Source organism: Micromonospora sp. WMMD987 (genome assembly GCF_029581435.1).
GTDB lineage: Bacteria > Actinomycetota > Actinomycetes > Mycobacteriales > Micromonosporaceae > Micromonospora > Micromonospora rifamycinica.
The window spans coordinates 5,674,373-5,691,783 of the sequence record NZ_CP120861.1 but is presented as its reverse complement, the minus strand read 5'-3'; the positions used below and the strand labels follow the sequence as shown (position 1 = coordinate 5,691,783).

The following is a 17,411-nucleotide window of genomic DNA, read 5'->3' as shown; positions in this document are numbered from 1 at the left end:
GAGGCGGCCGGTCTCCGCCGAGGTCATCGTCTCCAGAACAGCAGGTGGGTGACCCCGCTGGGGCTCGGCACCGACTCCAGGTGGAACCGGTCGAGAAGGTCCTCAGGGCTGTCCCACAGCCGTTCGCCCCGGCCGAGGTCGACGGGTGCCACGGCGATGTGCATCGTGTCGACCAGGTCGGCCTCGATGAACTCACGGATCGTGGCGACTCCGCCGCCGAGGCGTACGTCCCGACCGGCGGCGGCCTGCCTCGCGCGCGACAGCGCCTCGGCCGGGCTGGCGTCGAGGAAGTGGAACGTGGTGTCGGCCAGGGTGAACGACGGGCGTTCATGGTGGGTGAGGACGAAGACGGGCGTGTGGAACGGCGGATTGTCCCCCCACCAGCCCTGCCACTCGTGGTTCTCCCACGGGCCACGCTGGGGACCGAACTTGTTGCGGCCCATGATCTCCGCGCCGATGTTGTGGTCGTAGTCGCGGGTCAGGTAGTCGTCCAGCCCGCGAGTGCCGCCGGGTTCGGTGCGGTAGATGAAGCTGGCGGTGGCGGCACGCCAGGAGAAGAGGGGAGTCGGGTCGGCGTGGCCGAAGGGGCGTTCCAGGCTCTGCCCCTCGCCGGTGCCGAACCCGTCACGCGACAAGCAGAAGCTCTGCACCCTCAACAGCTGCGGCACGAATCCTCCTCGATGGCCGACGGGCGGCTTCTGATAGCAACTTGCAACCGGTAACACCGTACTACGCTGGTGGCATGCCGCAACCAGTTGGGGCCGGTCGCCTACCCGTGCCTGAGGGAAAATCGGGGTGCCCCATCAACCTGACGGTCGAGTTGCTGGGCGACCGGTGGAGCCTGGTCGTGCTGCGGGACGTCATGTTCGGCGGATACCGGCACTTCCGCGAACTCCTGACGAACTCGGTCGAGGGCATCGCGTCGAACATCCTCGCCAGCCGCCTGTCGAAGCTCGTGAACTCGGGCCTGCTCAGCCGCCACGACGACCCGAGCCACCGACAGAAGATCGACTATCGGCTGACCGAGGCGGCGATCGAACTCGTCCCGGTCATGGCGCACCTCGGCGCGTGGGGCTCCCGATGGCTTCCGACCTCACCCGAGCTGTCGATCCGCGCCCAGCTCCTCGCCGACGGCGGCCCTGAGATGTGGCAGAGATTCATGGACGAGCTTCGCGCCATCCACCTTGAAGGCCGGCCGCAACCCGCCGACGGCGTCCTCGCCGAACTCACCCTGGCCTACGAGCGTGCCGCAGCTGCCGCTGACCGGCCCCACCGCTCATCGAGTCCTCAGTAGGGCGAAGTACCTGTGCGCCCGGCAGGATTCGAACCTGCGGCCTTGGGATTAGAAGTCCCCTGCTCTATCCGCTGAGCTACGGGCGCGCGGCGTACGTGTCGCGCCAAGAGGGTACCGCCGACCCCCCGCCGTACGGCGGAACGGGTCGCTTCCGGACACGCGTGATCAGCGTCGCACGGCACCCCCGGTCGGGGCACCCCTCATCCGGCTGGCGCGTCGGGCCGTACCCTCGGGTCGTGCTGCTGGAGCCGGATGTCGAGAACGAGGTCGCCTACGAGCTGTGCCAGCTCCTGGGCCGGGCCATCCTGCCGGTCGACGCGGCGGGCGACCCGGGTACCGCCTTCTTCCTCGCGCGTCCCGACGGCGAGTTCCTGCTGACCGCCGACGCCGTGGCGGGGCGGGCGCGGCGGCTCGGCCTGCGGCCCAGCGTCACCGAGCCGGCCGGCGTGGCCGGTGCGTCGGTGCCGCTGGCGGAGCTTGCGGCGCGGTGGGCACGTGACGCGCGGCTCGGGGTGGCGGTCCTGCCGACCGGCGGGCTGCACGCGTTCGCCGAGGGGCAGGGCTGGCGGTGGCGGGTGCAGCCGGTGCCGGCCTCCGTGGCCGTCGGGGCGGACGACCTCGCCGGCTTCGGGGCCGGGCCGGTCACCGCGATCGTGCTGGCCCTCGGCGTCGGCGTCGACGGCAGCCGTCCCCTGGAGGTCGCCGTCGAGCGGGCCGTCCGCGACGACGACCGGCTGCGGGTCACCGCCGACCTCCCCGCCGGCTACGTCGGCGCTCCCGTCTTCGGGGTACGCCCCGACGCCACCGGGGAGATCGGCCTGCGCTGCCTGGGCGTGGTGCTGCCCGCCGACGGCGAGGCTGGAACTGGGCATCCGGTGGCCACCCTCGACCGGGTGCTCGCCGCGCTGCCCGCCACCTGAGTGCCGGCAGGCACCCGTCAGGCGGTCGGGAGGGCGTTGGCGGCCGGGGTCTCGTCGGCGCTGGGGGCGCGGGTGCCGGGCACCGGGGCTTCCGCGTCCGTCGGTGCGGTGTCGGCGGGGCGGGTCGGGCCGGCACCCAGGAAGGCCTCGGCCCAGCGTCCGACCTCGGTGAAGACCTGCTCGCGTACGGTCGGGCCGGAGAGGACCAGGTCGTGCTTGCCGCCGTCGAAGCGGGCCACGGTGACGTGCCGGCCGAGCCGGGGTGCCCAGCGGACCATGTGCTCCACGTCCAGCACCGCGTCGGCCAGGGCCGCCGAGTCGTGCCAGCGGGTGCCCCGGAAGCTCCGGGTCGAGCAGGCCAGCAGCACCGGGACGCGGATGTCCAGTCCGGCGCGGAGCTGCCGTTGGGCGGTGCGGATCGCGGCCAGCCAGCCGGCCCGCACCGGGAACCCGGCCAGCGGCTTCCAGGTCAGGTCGTACGTCCACTCGCCGCGATGGTCGGCGTGCAGGCTCTCGCCGTACACGGTGCCGAGGCCGAAGGGGAGGGCGCGGTGCGGCGCGCGACGGCCCAGCCGGGCGACGGCCGCCGCGAGGGGTCGACGGACCAGCCAGGGGGCGTTGATGTCGAAGAAGGGGCTGTTCAGGACGAGCCCGTCGACCAGGCCAGCGTCGCGGCGGGCGTGTGCCCAGAGCGAGATGATCAGGCCGCCGGTGGAATGGCCCATGACGAGCAGGGTGTCGTGCCCGTCCCCGGTACGGATGATCTCTGCGGCGGCGTCCAGCTCGGGGAAGTAGTCGCTCAGGTCGCGGCAGAAGTTCGGGGTCTGGTGGGGGAGCAGGCTGCGGCCGTACTTGCGCAGGTCGAGAGCGTAGAAGTCCCAGCCCCGGGCGGCGTAGAAGTCGGCCAGGTGGGTCTGGAAGAAGTAGTCGACGAAGCCGTGCACGTAGAGCACCGCCCGGCCGGTCGGGCGGTCCGCCCGCCGCCGGACCAGCGTCGCGACCACCGGCCCCTCGTCGTCGGTGCCCAGGTCGATCGTCTGCCGCTCGTACGGCGGCCCCAGCACGTCCTGTTCCACAACCGCGACGCTACGCCCGTGGACCTACCCGGCGGTAGCCCCGGCGGCGGTGCGGGTGCGGGCGGCACCACCGGCACCGGCGGGTCTGGCCGGGGAACGTCCCCGTCCGGCGGGGCTCGCCGGGGAGTGTCCCCGTCCGGTGGGAACGCGGACGGGGACACTCCGGCGACCGGTCAGACGGTCTCGGCGTCCACCCGGGGGGCGTCGTCGGCGTCGAGGTCCGGCAGCGGCGCGGGTGCCTGCGGGGCGGCCATCTCCCGGATGTGCTTGTTGTGCCGGGGCTCCTGCCGGGTCTTGGAGTCGTTGAGCTTGCGGCGCAGGTCGTCCCGGGCGTCGTTGAGGGCGGCCCGCAGGTCCTCCTCGGTCGACGTGGTGACGATCTTCTGCCGGCCGGCGATCCAGCACTCCAGGGTGACCTTCTGCCCGCGGGCCTCCCGGTCCTTGACCGACACCTCCAGCTCGGTGGCGTCGGCGTGGAAGGCGGCCAGCCGGGCGTCCAGGGTGCCGAACTGCTCGACGATCCAGTTCCGGTCGCCCTGGGAGAAGCCCGCGCCCATGCGCAGGCACTCGGCCACGGTCGCCGGGTTCGCCACCGCGCTCATCGCCGCCCCTCCCGCTCGGTGCGGACGGAGCCGGTCATGCGGAGCGGGGTCCGAATCATCAGCACTGCCTTTCTCCTCGGACGTCGTGCCTGGTGGCGCTTGGTTGATCAACTCAATACCCAGTCGGGGTCGACCTCACTCCGGGTGATGCCGCCTTCTCGACCCTGCTGTTCCCGATCCCACTGGCCTCCCTCGGTCTCTGGTGGTTTCAGCCTGGTCCGATCCCGGGGCCGCCTCCAGGGCCGGTCGGCCTAGCACACCGGGACCTTGATCAGGTTGTCGTCCACAGCCGGTCCGGTTGTCCACAGGACGGGGTCGGGTGTTCGCGCCGGCATGCCGCGCCGGGTCAGGCTCGATCCCGAGTCGACTCGGCACCGTATCCGCCGGACCCTGGAGAGGGAACGATGTTTGACACCTACGTAACGATCGTCGGCAATGTGCTGACCGCGCCGGAATGGCGTCGTACCGCCCAGAGCAACACCCTGGTCGCCAACTTCAAGGTGGCCTCGACCGCCCGCCGCCTGAACCGGGACAGCGGTCGCTGGGTGGACGGCAACAGCCTGCGCGTCCGGGTCAACTGCTGGCGCAGGCTGGCCGAGGGGGTGGCTGCCTCGATCATGGTCGGCGACCCGGTGGTGGTCGCCGGGCGGCTCTACACCCGCGACTGGACCGACGACGCCGGCAACCACCGGGTCCTCTACGAGTTGGAGGCGGTCGCGGTCGGGCACGACCTCTCCCGGGGCCGGTCCCGCTTCCTGCGTAACCGGCCGAGCATGGCCACCAGCACCGTGGAGGACGACGAGACGGCCCACCGGGTGCAGGGCGAACCGACCGAGCCGGTGCCGCCGGGGCAGGCCCCCGCCGGCCCGGACGACCGTCCCCTCGACGACGACTTCGAGCTGTCCGGCTTCGGTTTCCCGCGCGCCGGCCACGACCTGCCCGGCAGCGGGTACGCCCCGACGTCCGACCCGCTCGACGACGAGCCCGACGACGACCTGACCCCGCTGCCCGACGAGGACAACCGGCCGGGTGGCGGGGGCCTGCCCGACGAGAGCCGGCCGGGTGGCGGGGACCGGCCGGACCCGGGTCGACCCGATGACGAGGGCCGCCTGGGCGAGGACCTGCTGGGCGAGGATCTGCTGGGTGGGGGCCGACCGGGTGAGGGCCGGTCCGGTGAGGAGCGTCGACCGGGCGGCGAGGGGGAGCCCGGCGACGACCACCCGTCGGGCGGTCCGGCCGCTCCGACGCCGGCCGAGGTGGCCGGCGGTCCGGCGGGTCGGGGCCGGCGGGGCCGGGGTCGGGTGCCGGTCCCGGCCTGACGACCCGGCCCCGCGTCGGGGAAGGGGCGCGGGGCCGGGTTCCGACGGGCGGGGGTGGGGTGGCGACGGCGACGTGGCCACCCCGCCCAGGGGCTAGGCTGGCCGGCCGGAGGTGGTGCGGGTGGGGCGGCGTACAGCGGCGGCGAACGCGGTCGGACTGGTGGCCGGGTACGCGCTGGACAGCCTGCTCGGCGACCCCCGGCGTGGGCATCCGGTGGCCGGCTTCGGGCGGGCCGCCGGCATCCTCGAACGTCGGGTCTACCGGGCCGACCGCCGCGCGGGAGCGGTCTTCACCGCCGTCGCGGTGGGTGCGCCGGTGCTGCTCGGCGTGGCCGTCGACCGGGCCACCCGGCGGCACCCGGTGGCCCGGGTCCTGGTCGTGGCCGTCGGCACCTGGACGGTGCTCGGCGGTAGGACCCTGCGCCACGAGGCGACGGTGATGGGCACCGCCCTGCGCGCCGGTGACCTGCCGGCGGCCCGGAACCGGCTCGGGCACCTCTGCGGTCGGGATCCCTCCCGCCTCGACGAGGGCGAGCTGGCCCGCGCGACCGTCGAATCGGTCGCCGAGAACACCTCCGACGCCGTCGTCGCCCCCCTGGTCTGGGGTGCCCTCGCCGGCCTGCCCGGCCTGCTCGGCTACCGGGCGGCGAACACCCTGGACGCGATGGTCGGGCACCGCTCACCCCGCTACGCCCGGTTCGGCACCCCCGCCGCCCGCCTCGACGACCTGCTCAACCTGCTGCCGGCCCGACTGACCGGGCTGCTCACCGTCGCCGCCGCGCCCAGCGTCCACGGCGACCGGGACCGGGCCTGGCAGGTCTGGCGACGGGACCGCCACGACCACCCCAGCCCCAACGCCGGTCAGTGCGAGGCGGCCATGGCCGGGGCGCTGGGCGTCCGGCTCGGCGGCCGGAACGTCTACTTCGGACGCTCCGAGGTGCGGCCGTTCCTCGGCGACGGCCCGCGCCCCGAGGCCCGGCACCTGAAACGGGCCGCCCGGCTCTCCGGCCGGGTCGGCCTGGCCGCGCTCGCCCTGGCCGCCCTCTGGCCGCTGACCGGTGGCCGGCTGGTCGCCGCCACCGGGCGCACCCTGCTGTGGAACCCGGCCCGACGGCTCACCGCCCGCCTCGGCGTCCCCGGCCCGGGGAACGGTCGATGAGCGGCGGGCTGCTCGTCGCGGGCACCACGTCCGACGCGGGCAAGAGCGTGCTCACCGCCGGCATCTGCCGCTGGCTGCACCGGCAGGGCGTCGCCGTCGCGCCGTTCAAGGCGCAGAACATGTCCAACAACTCCGCCGTGGTGGTCGGCCCGGACGGGCGGGGCGGCGAGATCGGTCGGGCCCAGGCGATGCAGGCCGCCGCCTGCGGGATCGCCCCCGACCTGCGGTTCAACCCGGTGCTACTCAAGCCGGGTAGCGACCTGGCCAGTCAGGTGGTGCTGCTCGGCGAGGCCGTCGACACGGTCACCGCCGGCAACTTCCGCACCCTGCGCCCGAAGCTCGCCGAGACGGCGTACGCGGCCCTGGCCGAGCTGCGGGCGGCGTACGACGTGGTGATCTGTGAGGGGGCCGGCAGCCCCGCCGAGATCAACCTGCGGGCCGGTGACTACGTCAACATGGGGCTGGCCCGGCACGCCGACCTCCCCACCATCGTGGTCGGCGACATCGACCGGGGCGGCGTGTTCGCCTCGATGTTCGGCACGGTCGCCCTGCTCGACCCGGCCGACCAGGCCCTGGTCGCCGGCTTCGTGATCAACAAGTTCCGGGGTGACCTGGGCCTGCTCCGCCCCGGGCTGGACATGCTGCACCGGGTGACCGGCCGCCCCACCTACGGGGTGCTGCCCTGGCACCTCGACCTCTGGCTCGACGCCGAGGACTCGCTCGCCTACGGGCGGGTGCTCGGCCGGCCCGCCGCCCCGTACGGCACCGACTGGCTCGACGTCGCCGTGGTCCGACTGCCCCGGATCAGCAACGCCACCGACGTGGAGGCGCTGGCCACCGAGCCGGGCGTCCGGGTCCGGCTCACCGTCGAACCCGCCGAGCTGGCCGCCGCCGACCTGGTCGTCCTGCCCGGCTCCAAGTCCACCGTCGCCGACCTGGCCTGGCTGCGTGAGACCGGGCTCGCCGGGGCGGTCACCGCACACGCCGCCGCCGGTCGGCCGCTGCTCGGCATCTGCGGCGGCTTCCAGATGCTGGCCACCGCCATCCACGACCCGGTGGAGAGCCGCCGGGGCAGCGTCCCCGGCCTGGGCCTGCTGCCCATCGAGATCACCTTCGACCCGGCCAAGACCGTGCGCCCCGCGGTCGGCACCGCCGCCCCCGACGTCCCGGTGCGCGGCTACGAGATCCACCACGGGTACGTCTCCACCGCCGACCCGGCGCTGCCCCCGCTGCTGCACCACGCCGACGGTCGCCCCGAAGGTGCCCGGCTCGGCGCGGTGCACGGCACCCACTGGCACGGGGCCTTCGAGTCCGACGAGTTCCGCCGCCGGTTCCTGACCGCAGTGGCCCGGTCGGCCGGTCGGCACGGGTTCACCGTCGCCCCGGACACCACCTTCGCGGCCGCCCGCGAACGCTCCCTCGACCTGCTCGGCGACCTGGTCGAGGAGCACCTCGACACCGCCGCGCTGTGGCGGCTCGTCGAGTCCGGTCCGCCGGCCGACCTGCCGTTCGTGCCACCCGGAGCACCGCCCGCCGGCTGACCGCGCCGCCGCCCACCGGTCGGGCGTCAGAGACGGACGTCGGCGGGCTGGTCGGACAGGGGCAGCCCGGCCTCCCGCCAGGCCCGCACGCCGCCGGTCATGTCGGTGGCGTTGCGCAGGCCCAACGCCTGGAGGCTGGCCGCCGCCAGGCTGGAGCTGTAGCCGTGCCGGCACACCACCACGATCTCCCGGTCGTAGCCGGTGGCCTCGGGGATCCGCCACTCGCTGGCCGGGTCCAGCCGCCACTCCAGCACCGTGCGGTCGATGACGATCGCGCCGGGCAGCTCCCCCTGCTCACGACGCTGCCCCTCGGTGCGGGTGTCGACCAGCAGCGCACCCGCCCGTACCGCCTCGACCGTCTGCTGAGGACTCAGCCGCCGCAGCCCGGCCCGGGCCTGTTCCAGCAGGGCGTCCACGCCCGGACTCATCACGTCATTGAGCACGTCCAGATCATGCCCCGGCACCCCCACCACCGCCCGACGAACAGCACTCCCCACGGCGGAACCAGGCTCACGGGGGACACCCACTAGCGTCACCGGTGTGACGGTGGCGCTGGTCGAGGCGTACGCGATGCTGGCCCGGCGGGTGCTCGACGGTCCGGCACGGTTGGGGCGTACCCGACTGGTGGCCGTCGACGGACCCAGCGGCGCGGGCAAGAGCGCCTTCACCGCGCGCCTCGCGGACGCCCTCGCCGCGCTGCCCGACGGCGGGCGGCCACCGGTGGTGCACACCGACGACCTGCTCGACGGCTGGGACGACCAGCTCACCTTCTGGACCCGCCTGGAGGACCGGGTGCTCGCCCCGCTGCGGTCCGGCCGGGCCGGGTCCTACCGGCGTTACAGCTGGCTGCGGCGGGAGTTCCTGCCCCGCGAGATGCCGGTGCCGGTGGCCCCGGTGCTGCTGCTGGAGGGGGTGAGTGCGGCACGGGCGGCGATCCGGCCGGAGCTGACCCTGTCGGTGCAGGTCACCGCGCCGGCCGGGCTGCGGCTGCGCCGCGCGCTGGACCGGGACGGGCCGCAGCTGCTGCCGGAGCTGCGGCGCTGGCATACCGGGGAGGAGGCGCATTTCGCGGCCGACCGGACCGCCACCGCCGTCGACCTGGTGGTCGACGGGGCACCGACCCTGCCGCACGACCGCGACCGCTACTACGTCCGCCGCCGGGTGCCCGCCTCCGGCCCAGGTCCCGGTTCCGGTCCCGTGAGCCGAGCCCGACCCTGATCCGGTCCCTGATCCGGTCCCCCGGCTGTGGGTTCCCGCTCGCCGGGTACCGCCCGGTAAGGCCGGCATACGATGCCGGTCATGACCTCTCCGATCATGTCCGAGTCCGAGGTACGGGCCGCCGTCGCGCGCGAGATGCCCGGTGTCCGTGCCGATCTGGAACGCCTCGTCCGCATTCCCGGCATCGCCTTCGAGGGCTTCGACCACTCCCACGTCGAGCGGTCCGCCGAGGCGGTCGCCGAGCTGCTGCGCGGTTGTGGTCTCGACGTGCGGATCGTGCGTTCCGGCGGTCAGCCGGCGGTCATCGGGACGCGTCCCGCCCCGCCCGGCGCACCCACCGTGCTGCTGTACGCCCACCACGACGTCCAGCCCGTCGGCGACCTGTCGCTGTGGGAGTCCGCGCCGTTCGAGCCGGTCGAGCGGGACGGTCGCCTCTACGGGCGCGGTGCCGCCGACGACAAGGCCGGCATCATGGCGCACGTCGCCGCCCTGCGCGCCTTCGGCGACCAGCTCCCGGTCGGCGTGGTGCTGTTCATCGAGGGGGAGGAGGAGTACGGCTCCGACTCGCTGGAGCGGCTGCTCACCGAGCACCGCGAGGAGATCGCCTCGGACGTCATCGTGATCGCCGACTCGGCGAACTGGGACGTGGGCGTGCCGGCCCTGACCACCTCGCTGCGCGGCCTGGTCAACCTGTTCGTCGAGGTTCGCACCCTGGACCACGCGGTGCACAGCGGGATGTTCGGCGGTGCCGTCCCGGACGCGGTGACCGCCCTGGTCCGGCTGCTGGCCACGCTGCACGACGCCGCCGGGGACGTGGCCGTCGCGGGCCTGGCCGGCCGCACGGGCGCTCCCGTCGACTATCCGGAGGACCGGTTCCGGGCCGAGGCCGGCGTGGTCGACGGGGTGTCGCTGACCGGCACCGGCCGGATCACCGACCGGCTCTGGACCAGACCGGCGGTGGCGGTGCTCGGAATCGACGCCCCGGCCACCGGCGAGGCACCGAACGCGCTGGTCCCGGCCGCGAAGGCCAAGCTGAGCGTACGGCTCGCGCCGGGTGACGACCCCCGGCGGGCGTACGACGCGGTCCGTGCCCACCTGGAGGAGCACGCGCCGTGGGGTGCCCGGGTGACGGTGACCCTGGAGAGCGGCGGCGATCCGTGTGTCATCGACGCCTCGGGGCCGGTGTTCGACGCCGCCCGCGCGGCGTTCCGGGCCGCCTGGGACGGGACCGAGCCGGTGGACATCGGCATCGGGGGCTCGATCCCGTTCATCGCGACCTTCCAGGAGATGTTTCCGCAGGCGGCGATCCTGGTCACCGGCGTGGAGGACCCGCACGCGCGGGCGCACGGCCCGAACGAGAGCCTGCACCTGGGCGAGTTCGCCCGGGTCTGCCTCGCCGAGGCGTTGCTGTTGGCGAACGTGGCCCGGCAGCGGCAGCCGGTCGGTCAGGTCGCGGAACGGTAACTTCGGGGTCGATGTCGGAGTTTGCGGCGTGTCGGAAGACCACCTGGTATAGCCTTTCGAACATGCGTACGAACGACGTGATGACGCGGCTGGAAGCCGCCGTGAGCGCTCTGGGGGACGTCGACGTCTCCGCGTGGCCCGAGGACACGCTCAAGGAACAGCTCGGCGAGCTTTCGGCGGTGCTGGTCGCCCTGGACGGCGTGCTGTCCCGGGTCGCCGACGGGGTCCGCGCCCGTGGCCTGCGCGTCGAGGAGCCCGTCTCGGCCTGAGCGGGTGGTCCGGGGTGCACCCCGTCGCCGGGGTCGGCCCGGCCGGCCGTCCCGTGCGGACGTGCCCGGCCGGCGGCCGGGCGTGCCGTGCCGTGCCCGGACAGACAGACGGCCCGGGTACGGCAATGCCCGGGTGGTGTCGGGGGTGGCTGGCAGGATGAGGTGCGTGCGGTTCCTCGACCTGGCAGCCACCTCCGCGGCCGTCTCGGCCACCACCGGCCGACGCGCCAAGGTGGAGCTGCTGGCCGGTGCGCTGCGGGCGCTCGACCCGTCCGAGGTGGCCGTCGGCTCCGGCTATCTCGCCGGTGAGCTGCGCCAGCGGCAGACCGGCGTGGGCTGGGCCAGCCTGCGCGACCTGCCCCCGCCGGCCGCTGAGCCGACGCTGACCGTGACCGCCGTCGACGCGGCCGTCGACGGGATCGCCGCCGTGCACGGCCCCGGCTCCCAGGCCCGCCGCCGGCACCTGCTCACCGCGCTGCTCGGTGCCGCCACCGCCGACGAGCAGCGGTTCCTGGTCGACCTGTTCCGTGGCGAGTTGCGCCAGGGCGCCCAGGCCGGCCTGCTCGCCGACGCCATCGCCCGGGCCGCCGAGGTGCCGGTGGCGGCGGTACGGCGGGCGCTGCTGCTCGTGGGCGACCTGCGGGCCGTCGCGGTGGCCGCCCGCACCGGCGGTGCCGCCGCGCTGGCCGGGTTCGGGCTCCAGGTGGGCCGTCCGCTCGCACCGATGCTGGCGTCGAGCGCCCCGTCGGTCGACGCCGCGCTCGCGGTCACCGGGGTTCCGGCGGTGGTCGACGTGAAACTCGACGGCATCCGTATCCAGGTGCACCGCTCCGGTGACGACGTCGCGGTCTTCACCCGCAGCCTGGACGAGATCACCGCGCGGGTGCCCGAGGTGGTCGCGGCGGTCCGGGCGTTGCCGGTCCGGGAACTGGTGCTCGACGGCGAGGCGATCGGGTTGGACGCCGCCGGCCGCCCGCTGCCGTTCCCGCAGACCTCCAGCCGGGCCGCCCGCAGGTCTCCCGGCAGGGCGACCGGTCCCACCGGTCCCGCTCCGGCCGACCCTGACCGGGCCGATCCGGCCGTGCCAGCCGCCGGTGATCCGGCCGTGCCAGCCGCCGGTGATCTGGCCGTGCCAGCCGCCGGTGCCCTGGTCGTGCCAGCCGCCGGTGATCCGGTCGAGGCTGCGGTGCGGGCCGTCACCGACCCGGCCGACCCGGCGGTGCTCACGCCGTACTTCTTCGACCTGCTGCACCTCGACGGCGACGATCTGATCGACCTGCCCGGCCGGCGGCGGTGGACCCGGCTCGCCGAGGTGGTCGACGGGTCGTTGCTGGTGGGCCGGGTCGAGGTCGACGACCCGGAGCAGGCCGGTGCGGCGTTCGCCGCCGCGCTCGACGCCGGCCAGGAGGGGATCGTGGTGAAGTCGCCGGACGCCCCCTACGACGCCGGTCGGCGTGGCTCGGCCTGGGTCAAGGTCAAACCCCGGCACACCCTCGACCTGGTGGTGCTGGCGGTCGAGTGGGGCAGCGGCCGACGGCAGGGTTGGCTGTCCAACCTCCATCTGGGTGCCCGGGATCCGCGTACCGGTGACTTCGTGATGCTCGGCAAGACCTTCAAGGGCCTCACCGACGAGGTGCTGCGCTGGCAGACCGAACGGTTCCTCGGGCTGGCCGTGGAGCGCGGCGACTGGGTGGTCCGGGTGCGTCCCGAGCAGGTGGTCGAGGTCGCCTTCGACGGCGTGCTCGCCAGCACCCGCTACCCGGGCGGGGTGGCCCTCCGGTTCGCCCGGGTGCTGCGCTACCGCGACGACAAGTCGGCCGCCGAGGCCGACACCATCGACACGGTCCGCGCCCTGCACGCGGGGCGTTCCGCCGGCTGAGCCGGGCACCGCACGGCAGGGCGGACCACCGGCCGGGCTGACACCGGGAGGTGCCCGCCGAGGGCGGCCGCGGCACCGCTCAGGCGGGGTTGGCGGGTTCGGCGGCCCGGTCGACGGGGAGTTTCGGCGTGTCCAGGCCGGCGGCGCGGCGGGCCTCCCGGCGGGCCACCCAGCCGTAGCCGAACAGCGTCATCACGGCGAACAGCCACCACTGGACGACGTAGCCGAAGTTCTGCCAGTTGTTCGCGTGCCCGATCGGCACCGCCCGGAACGCCGGGTCGTTCGCCGGGGTCTGCTCGTCGAGCAGCAGGTAGGCCCCGTGCAGCGGGTACGGCAGCTCCCGGGCCAGCCGGTCGACGGTCACCCGTCGGGTCTCCAACCGGCCGTCGCGCCGGTCGACGCCGTTGCCGCCGGTCTCGGTGGGGTGCACCCGGCCGACGACGGTCACCTCCCCGGTCGGCAGCGCGGGCACCTGGGGCACGGCCGTCGCGCCGCCGGGGGCCGGGGGAACCCAGCCCCGGTCGACCAGCACCGCCGTGCCGTCGTCCAGCACCAGCGGGGCGAGCACCTCGAAGCCGACCCTGCTCTCCACCGTCCGGCCCCGGACCAGGACGACGTGCGCGGGGTCGTACCGGCCGGTGGCGGTGACCCTGCTCCACTCGGCCTGCTCGGCGGGGGGCGGGCCGACCGTGCCCGCGCCGCCGGTCGGGGCGGGCAGGGTGGACCGCAGCGGCGCGGGCGTGCCCGCGGTGCCGGCGTCGATGCGTTCGTTGACCGCGGTGCGTTCCCGGTAGCGGTCCAGCTGCCAGTTGCCGAGCAGCACCATGACGGCGGCGGCGGCCAGGGTCAGCGCGAGGATGCCCAACCAGCGCGGGGTCAGCAGGAACCGGTACACGGCACGAGGCTACCCGTATGACGGAGGCCACCCTCCGCGACGGCCCGGGACCGATCCGTACGACGCCGGATCGGCGGACTTCCGCCGCCGGTGCGGGCGGGTATGGTCACGCGGGCGGACCGCCGCCGGTGTTCCTCCCGGCCGTCCGCGCACTACTGTCCGTCACCACCGAGGAGTCGATGATGACCGCCGTGCCGCGCCTCGTGTTCAGCGCGCCGTCCTCCGGTCACGGCACCAACGCGCTCTCCGTCGGGCTGCTCGCCGCCCTCGCCGACCGGGGGCTCGACGTCGCCGGGTTCAAGGTCGGGCCGGACCACGTCGACGCCGCGTACCTCGGGCTGGCCGCCGGCCGACCCGGGCGCAACCTCGACCCCCGGCTGACCGGCGCCGACCGGCTCGGGCCGCTCTTCGCGCACGGTGCCCAGGGTGCCGCGTTGGCCCTGGTCCAGGGCACCATGGGTCTGTACGACTCGGTCGCCGGCCGCCCCGAGGCGGAGTCCACCGCCGCCGTCGCGACCGTGCTGCGCAGCCCCGTCGTGCTGGCGGTGGACGTGGCGGCGATGGGGCAGTCGGTGGCCGCCCTGGTGCACGGCTTCCGCTCGTACGACGAGCAGCTCTGGCTGGGTGGGGTGATCCTCACCCAGGTGGCGTCCGGCCGGCACGAGGCCATGCTCCGGGAGGCGCTCGACGACGTCGGCGTGCCGGTCTACGGCGCGCTGCGTCGCCACGAGCTGCCCCCGGTGCTGCCCTCGCGCCGGCACGGCGTGGTGCCGGTGCTCGCCCGCGACCCGGAGGCGACCCGGGCGGTCCGCCGGCTCGGCGAGGCGGTCGCCGGCACGGTCGACCTGGAGCGCCTGCTCGCGCTGGCCCGGTCCGCCCCGGCGCTCTCCGTCGCGCCGTGGTCGCCGGCCACCGGGGCGGCGGTCGGGGACGCGCCGGTGGTGGCGCTCGCCGGAGGGCCGGGCGGCAGCTACGGCCACCCGGAGGTCGCCGAGCTGCTCCGGGCCGCCGGGGCGCAGGTGGTCACCGTCGACCCGCTGCGCGACGAGGCGCTGCCCGCCGGCACCCGCGCGCTGGTGGTCGGCGGCGCGTTGCCCGAGTCGTACGCGCGGGACCTGTCGGCCAACCGCCGGCTCTGCATCGCGGTGGCGGAGCTGGCCCGCACCGGGCGGCCGGTGATCGCCGAGGGCACCGGCCTGCTGTGGCTGGCCCGCGAGCTGGACGGCCTGCCGATGTGCGGGGTGCTGGACGCGATCGGGGCCAGCCGGGACGGCCTGGTGGTGGGCTACCGGGAGGCGGTCGCCCAGTCCGACAGCGTGGTCGCCGCCGCCGGGACGACGGTGGTGGGCTACAAGCAGCACGGTGCCGTGCTCACCCCCCGGTCGGGTCAGCGGGCCGCGTGGAGCTGGGAGGGCGGCACGCCCGAGGGCTTCGTCTGGCGGGGCGTGCACGCCTCCCAGCTCGGCCTGCACTGGGCGGCGTACCCCGGGATCGCGACCCGGCTGGTGACGGCGGCGGCGCTGCCGTCGCCGGTCGAGGGCGTCGCCGCCCCGGCCTGACCGCGTCGCCTGGCCGCTCAGCCGACGATGGCGTCCGACGGTGGGGTGAACTGGCGGGTCGGGGTGCCCCTGAGGCCGTCCCGCAGGGTCTGGGCGACCGCGTTGACCGGGATCTGCGACTGCCCGTCACCGACCGCGTTGAACGGGTTGTCCGGGTCGGCGATGAAGCTCGCCGCCGCCAGCTCCGGCGTGTAGCCGACGAACCAGGCCGACCGGGTGCTGTCGGTGGTGCCGGTCTTGCCGGCCACCGGGCGGCCCACCGTGCGGCGGACGCTGTCCGCCGTCGACCAGCCACCGCAGCTCCCCTTGGCCGGGGTGTCCCCGGTGGGGCAGCGCGCCGCGTCGGTGGCGGCCCGCGCCGCGTCGGCGTTCACCACCTGCCGGCAGCGGGGCTTGGCGACCTCCCGCTCGATGCCACCGGCGGTGCGGTAGGTGGCCGGGGTGCCGTCCCGGTTGGTGATCGAGTTCACCGGCATCGCCTCGCAGTACCGGCCGTCGGCGGCGATCGCGGCGTACGCGTTGGCCATCTCCAGCGGGGTGGCGTCGGAGACGCCCAGGGTGAACGCGCCCCACTTCTTCGCCTTGGCGGGCGACGCCTGCTCCTTGTCGACGTCGGTCCGCCAGCGCAGGCCCAACTGCTCGGCGAGGTGCACCCCCCGGTCCGCGCCGATCTTCTCCTCCAGCTGGACGAAGTAGGTGTTGACCGACTTGCCGAACCCGGACCACATGGTCTGCCGGCCGGTCATCGCCCCGCTGGCGTTGGACGGTGCCCACCCGTCGTAGACGGCCGACCGGTAGGTGTGCGGCGAGTCGAACGCGGTGGACAGCGGCATCCCGGCGTCCAGGGCGGCCAGCATCGGGAACATCTTGAACGTCGAGCCGGCCTGGTACCCGGGGAGGGTGCCGCCGCCGAGCAGCGGGGCGACCGTGTTCGGGTAGTTCGCCTTGGTCTTCGGGTCGGCCTCCGGGTTGGAGCTGGGGCCGTTCTCGCCGACGTCCAGGGAGTAGGTGCGGTTCACCGCCATCGCCTTGATCCGTCCGGTGCCCGGTTCGGCGACCACGATCCCGTTGGCGAAGGGGCTGCCGACCCGCTCCTTCGCGCCGACGTTCTTCTCGGCGGCGGCCTGGACCTTCGGGTCGAGGCTCAGCACGATCCGGTAGCCGCCCCGGCGCAACTTGTCCATCCGTTCCAGCCGGTTCTCCCCGAACGCGGGCTGGGCGCTCCACCAGTTCTTCACGTAGTCGCAGGCGAAGCCCCAGGCGTTGTACGCGCCGGTGATCGAGGCGCAGTCGTTGGCCGGGGTGGTGGGCCGGGTGCGGATCGGTTCGCTCTTCGCCGTCGCGGCGGCGTCCGGGGACAGGTAGTTGAGCTGGGCCATCTTGTCGAGGACGTAGTTGCGCCGGTCGGTGGCGTCCTTCTGGTCGGAGCTGAGTGGGTCGTACTCGGAGGGGGACTTGACCAGGCCGGCGAGGGTGGCCGCCTCGACCGGGCTGAGGGTGGCCGGGGTCTTCGAGAAGAAGATCTGGGCCGCCGCGTAGATGCCGTACGCCCGGTGGCCGAAGTACGCCGAGTTGAGGTAGCGCTCCAGGATCTGCTCCTTGGTCAGCTCCTTCTCGATGTCCAGCGCCATCCGCATCTCCTTGACCTTGCGCAGGCTGGTCTGCTGGGTGGCCTCCTGCACCTCCTCGGGTGTCTGCGCGCTGTCCCGTAGCGCCATCCGGACGTACTGCATGGTCAGCGTCGACGCGCCCTGGGAGACGCCGCTGGAGCGGGCGTTGGCCACGAAGGCCCGGGCGACGCCCTTGGGGTCGACGCCCGCGTGCTGGTAGAAGCGGTTGTCCTCGGCGGCGACGATGGCCTGCTGGATGTTCGGCGACATGTCCGACAACTTGGTGTACTGCCGGTACTCCTCGTAGAACATGGTCAGGATCGTCTTGCCGTCCGGGGCGTAGAGGTAGGAGGTCTCGGCGGGCAGCGCGGTGCGCAGGATGTTCGTCTTGTGCTCCACGGCGTGCGCGGTGGCCTTGGCGCCGAGGCCGGTCACGGCGGCCAGCGGGTACGCCACGGCGGCGAGCACGACGCCGGCGATCAGCCCGGCGCGGAGGAGTGGAACGGAACGACCTGCGGCGGCAAGGGGTCGATTGCTCACCTGGTCAAGTTATGACATTTCCGTATCATCCATGAGAAGAATTCATGAACGCCGTCAGCGTCCCAT

The 17,411-nt window shown here is 74.4% G+C and carries 16 protein-coding genes and 1 tRNA gene; 10 read left to right on the top strand and 7 right to left on the bottom strand.

Going from position 1 to position 17,411, the window contains the following annotated elements:
* Positions 1–23: 23 nt before the first annotated feature.
* The gene (locus tag O7612_RS24000) at positions 24–668 is read right to left on the bottom strand and encodes a dihydrofolate reductase family protein (protein ID WP_282267526.1); all 645 of its coding nucleotides are present in this window, start codon (positions 666–668) and stop codon (positions 24–26) included.
* A gap of 74 nt (positions 669–742) precedes the next feature.
* On the opposite strand from O7612_RS24000, the gene O7612_RS23995 reads away from it, so the two are divergent.
* A complete protein-coding gene (locus tag O7612_RS23995; RefSeq protein ID WP_282267525.1) occupies positions 743–1,294 on the top strand; it encodes a helix-turn-helix domain-containing protein in 552 nt (183 codons plus the stop codon).
* 13 nt (positions 1,295–1,307) lie between these two features.
* On the opposite strand, the gene O7612_RS23990 is transcribed toward O7612_RS23995, so the two are convergent.
* Positions 1,308–1,380, bottom strand: a tRNA-Arg gene (locus tag O7612_RS23990).
* Positions 1,381–1,530: 150 nt separating this feature from the next.
* On the opposite strand from O7612_RS23990, the gene O7612_RS23985 reads away from it, so the two are divergent.
* Positions 1,531–2,214: a hypothetical protein gene (locus O7612_RS23985; RefSeq protein WP_282267524.1), complete on the top strand. Its 684-nt coding sequence runs from the start codon at positions 1,531–1,533 to the stop codon at positions 2,212–2,214.
* Positions 2,215–2,231: 17 nt separating this feature from the next.
* Here O7612_RS23985 and O7612_RS23980 read toward each other — a convergent pair whose 3' ends face one another.
* The gene (locus O7612_RS23980; protein WP_282267523.1) at positions 2,232–3,290 is read right to left on the bottom strand and encodes an alpha/beta hydrolase; all 1,059 of its coding nucleotides are present in this window, start codon (positions 3,288–3,290) and stop codon (positions 2,232–2,234) included.
* A 173-nt stretch (positions 3,291–3,463) separates the two neighbouring features.
* A complete protein-coding gene (locus O7612_RS23975) occupies positions 3,464–3,892 on the bottom strand; it encodes an HPF/RaiA family ribosome-associated protein (RefSeq protein WP_282267522.1) in 429 nt (142 codons plus the stop codon).
* 404 nt (positions 3,893–4,296) lie between these two features.
* Here O7612_RS23975 and O7612_RS29495 point away from each other — a divergent pair, with 404 nt between their 5' ends.
* From O7612_RS29495 to O7612_RS23960, 3 genes are all read left to right on the top strand, one after another.
* Positions 4,297–5,211 carry a single-stranded DNA-binding protein gene (locus O7612_RS29495; protein WP_348774249.1) on the top strand — a complete coding sequence of 305 codons (915 nt, stop codon included), beginning with the start codon at positions 4,297–4,299 and terminating at the stop codon, positions 5,209–5,211.
* A 121-nt stretch (positions 5,212–5,332) separates the two neighbouring features.
* Positions 5,333–6,370: a cobalamin biosynthesis protein gene (locus tag O7612_RS23965; protein WP_282267520.1), complete on the top strand. Its 1,038-nt coding sequence runs from the start codon at positions 5,333–5,335 to the stop codon at positions 6,368–6,370.
* On the top strand, positions 6,367–7,911 hold the full coding sequence (locus O7612_RS23960) for a cobyric acid synthase (RefSeq protein WP_282267519.1): 1,545 nt from the start codon (positions 6,367–6,369) through the stop codon (positions 7,909–7,911). Before O7612_RS23965 ends, O7612_RS23960 begins: the two co-directional genes overlap by 4 nt.
* 26 nt (positions 7,912–7,937) lie before the next feature.
* Here O7612_RS23960 and O7612_RS23955 read toward each other — a convergent pair whose 3' ends face one another.
* On the bottom strand, positions 7,938–8,339 hold the full coding sequence (locus O7612_RS23955; RefSeq protein WP_282274028.1) for a rhodanese-like domain-containing protein: 402 nt from the start codon (positions 8,337–8,339) through the stop codon (positions 7,938–7,940).
* A gap of 142 nt (positions 8,340–8,481) precedes the next feature.
* On the opposite strand from O7612_RS23955, the gene O7612_RS23950 reads away from it, so the two are divergent.
* The 4 genes from O7612_RS23950 to O7612_RS23935 all read left to right on the top strand — a co-directional run bounded on the left by O7612_RS23950 (position 8,482) and on the right by O7612_RS23935 (position 12,741).
* Positions 8,482–9,129 carry a hypothetical protein gene (locus O7612_RS23950; protein ID WP_348774311.1) on the top strand — a complete coding sequence of 216 codons (648 nt, stop codon included), beginning with the start codon at positions 8,482–8,484 and terminating at the stop codon, positions 9,127–9,129.
* A gap of 96 nt (positions 9,130–9,225) precedes the next feature.
* Positions 9,226–10,593 (top strand): dipeptidase, encoded by a 1,368-nt coding sequence (locus tag O7612_RS23945; protein WP_282274027.1) that lies wholly within the window; start codon positions 9,226–9,228, stop codon positions 10,591–10,593.
* A 62-nt stretch (positions 10,594–10,655) separates the two neighbouring features.
* Positions 10,656–10,862 carry a hypothetical protein gene (locus O7612_RS23940; RefSeq protein WP_067308586.1) on the top strand — a complete coding sequence of 69 codons (207 nt, stop codon included), beginning with the start codon at positions 10,656–10,658 and terminating at the stop codon, positions 10,860–10,862.
* A gap of 157 nt (positions 10,863–11,019) precedes the next feature.
* Positions 11,020–12,741 carry an ATP-dependent DNA ligase gene (locus O7612_RS23935; RefSeq protein ID WP_282274026.1) on the top strand — a complete coding sequence of 574 codons (1,722 nt, stop codon included), beginning with the start codon at positions 11,020–11,022 and terminating at the stop codon, positions 12,739–12,741.
* Between the two features lie 79 nt (positions 12,742–12,820).
* On the opposite strand, the gene O7612_RS23930 is transcribed toward O7612_RS23935, so the two are convergent.
* Entirely contained in the window at positions 12,821–13,636 is an 816-nt protein-coding gene (locus O7612_RS23930; RefSeq protein ID WP_282267517.1) for an SURF1 family protein, read from the bottom strand.
* 182 nt (positions 13,637–13,818) lie between these two features.
* On the opposite strand from O7612_RS23930, the gene O7612_RS23925 reads away from it, so the two are divergent.
* Entirely contained in the window at positions 13,819–15,195 is a 1,377-nt protein-coding gene (locus tag O7612_RS23925; protein ID WP_282267516.1) for a cobyrinate a,c-diamide synthase, read from the top strand.
* A 17-nt stretch (positions 15,196–15,212) separates the two neighbouring features.
* On the opposite strand, the gene O7612_RS23920 is transcribed toward O7612_RS23925, so the two are convergent.
* Positions 15,213–17,345: a transglycosylase domain-containing protein gene (locus O7612_RS23920; RefSeq protein WP_282267515.1), complete on the bottom strand. Its 2,133-nt coding sequence runs from the start codon at positions 17,343–17,345 to the stop codon at positions 15,213–15,215.
* Between the last annotated feature and the right edge of the window lie 66 nt (positions 17,346–17,411).

What these genes read in the sequence shown, in the direction of transcription:
- O7612_RS23995 (WP_282267525.1), top strand. Translation starts at nt 743, where the DNA reads ATGCCGCAACCAGTTGGGGCCGGTCGCCTACCCGTGCCTGAGGGAAAA.
- O7612_RS23975 (WP_282267522.1), bottom strand. Translation starts at nt 3,892, where the DNA reads ATGAGCGCGGTGGCGAACCCGGCGACCGTGGCCGAGTGCCTGCGCATG.
- O7612_RS29495 (WP_348774249.1), top strand. Translation starts at nt 4,297, where the DNA reads ATGTTTGACACCTACGTAACGATCGTCGGCAATGTGCTGACCGCGCCG.
- O7612_RS23960 (WP_282267519.1), top strand. Translation starts at nt 6,367, where the DNA reads ATGAGCGGCGGGCTGCTCGTCGCGGGCACCACGTCCGACGCGGGCAAG.
- O7612_RS23955 (WP_282274028.1), bottom strand. Translation starts at nt 8,339, where the DNA reads ATGAGTCCGGGCGTGGACGCCCTGCTGGAACAGGCCCGGGCCGGGCTG.
- O7612_RS23950 (WP_348774311.1), top strand. Translation starts at nt 8,482, where the DNA reads ATGCTGGCCCGGCGGGTGCTCGACGGTCCGGCACGGTTGGGGCGTACC.
- O7612_RS23945 (WP_282274027.1), top strand. Translation starts at nt 9,226, where the DNA reads ATGTCCGAGTCCGAGGTACGGGCCGCCGTCGCGCGCGAGATGCCCGGT.
- O7612_RS23940 (WP_067308586.1), top strand. Translation starts at nt 10,656, where the DNA reads ATGCGTACGAACGACGTGATGACGCGGCTGGAAGCCGCCGTGAGCGCT.
- O7612_RS23935 (WP_282274026.1), top strand. Translation starts at nt 11,020, where the DNA reads ATGAGGTGCGTGCGGTTCCTCGACCTGGCAGCCACCTCCGCGGCCGTC.
- O7612_RS23925 (WP_282267516.1), top strand. Translation starts at nt 13,819, where the DNA reads ATGACCGCCGTGCCGCGCCTCGTGTTCAGCGCGCCGTCCTCCGGTCAC.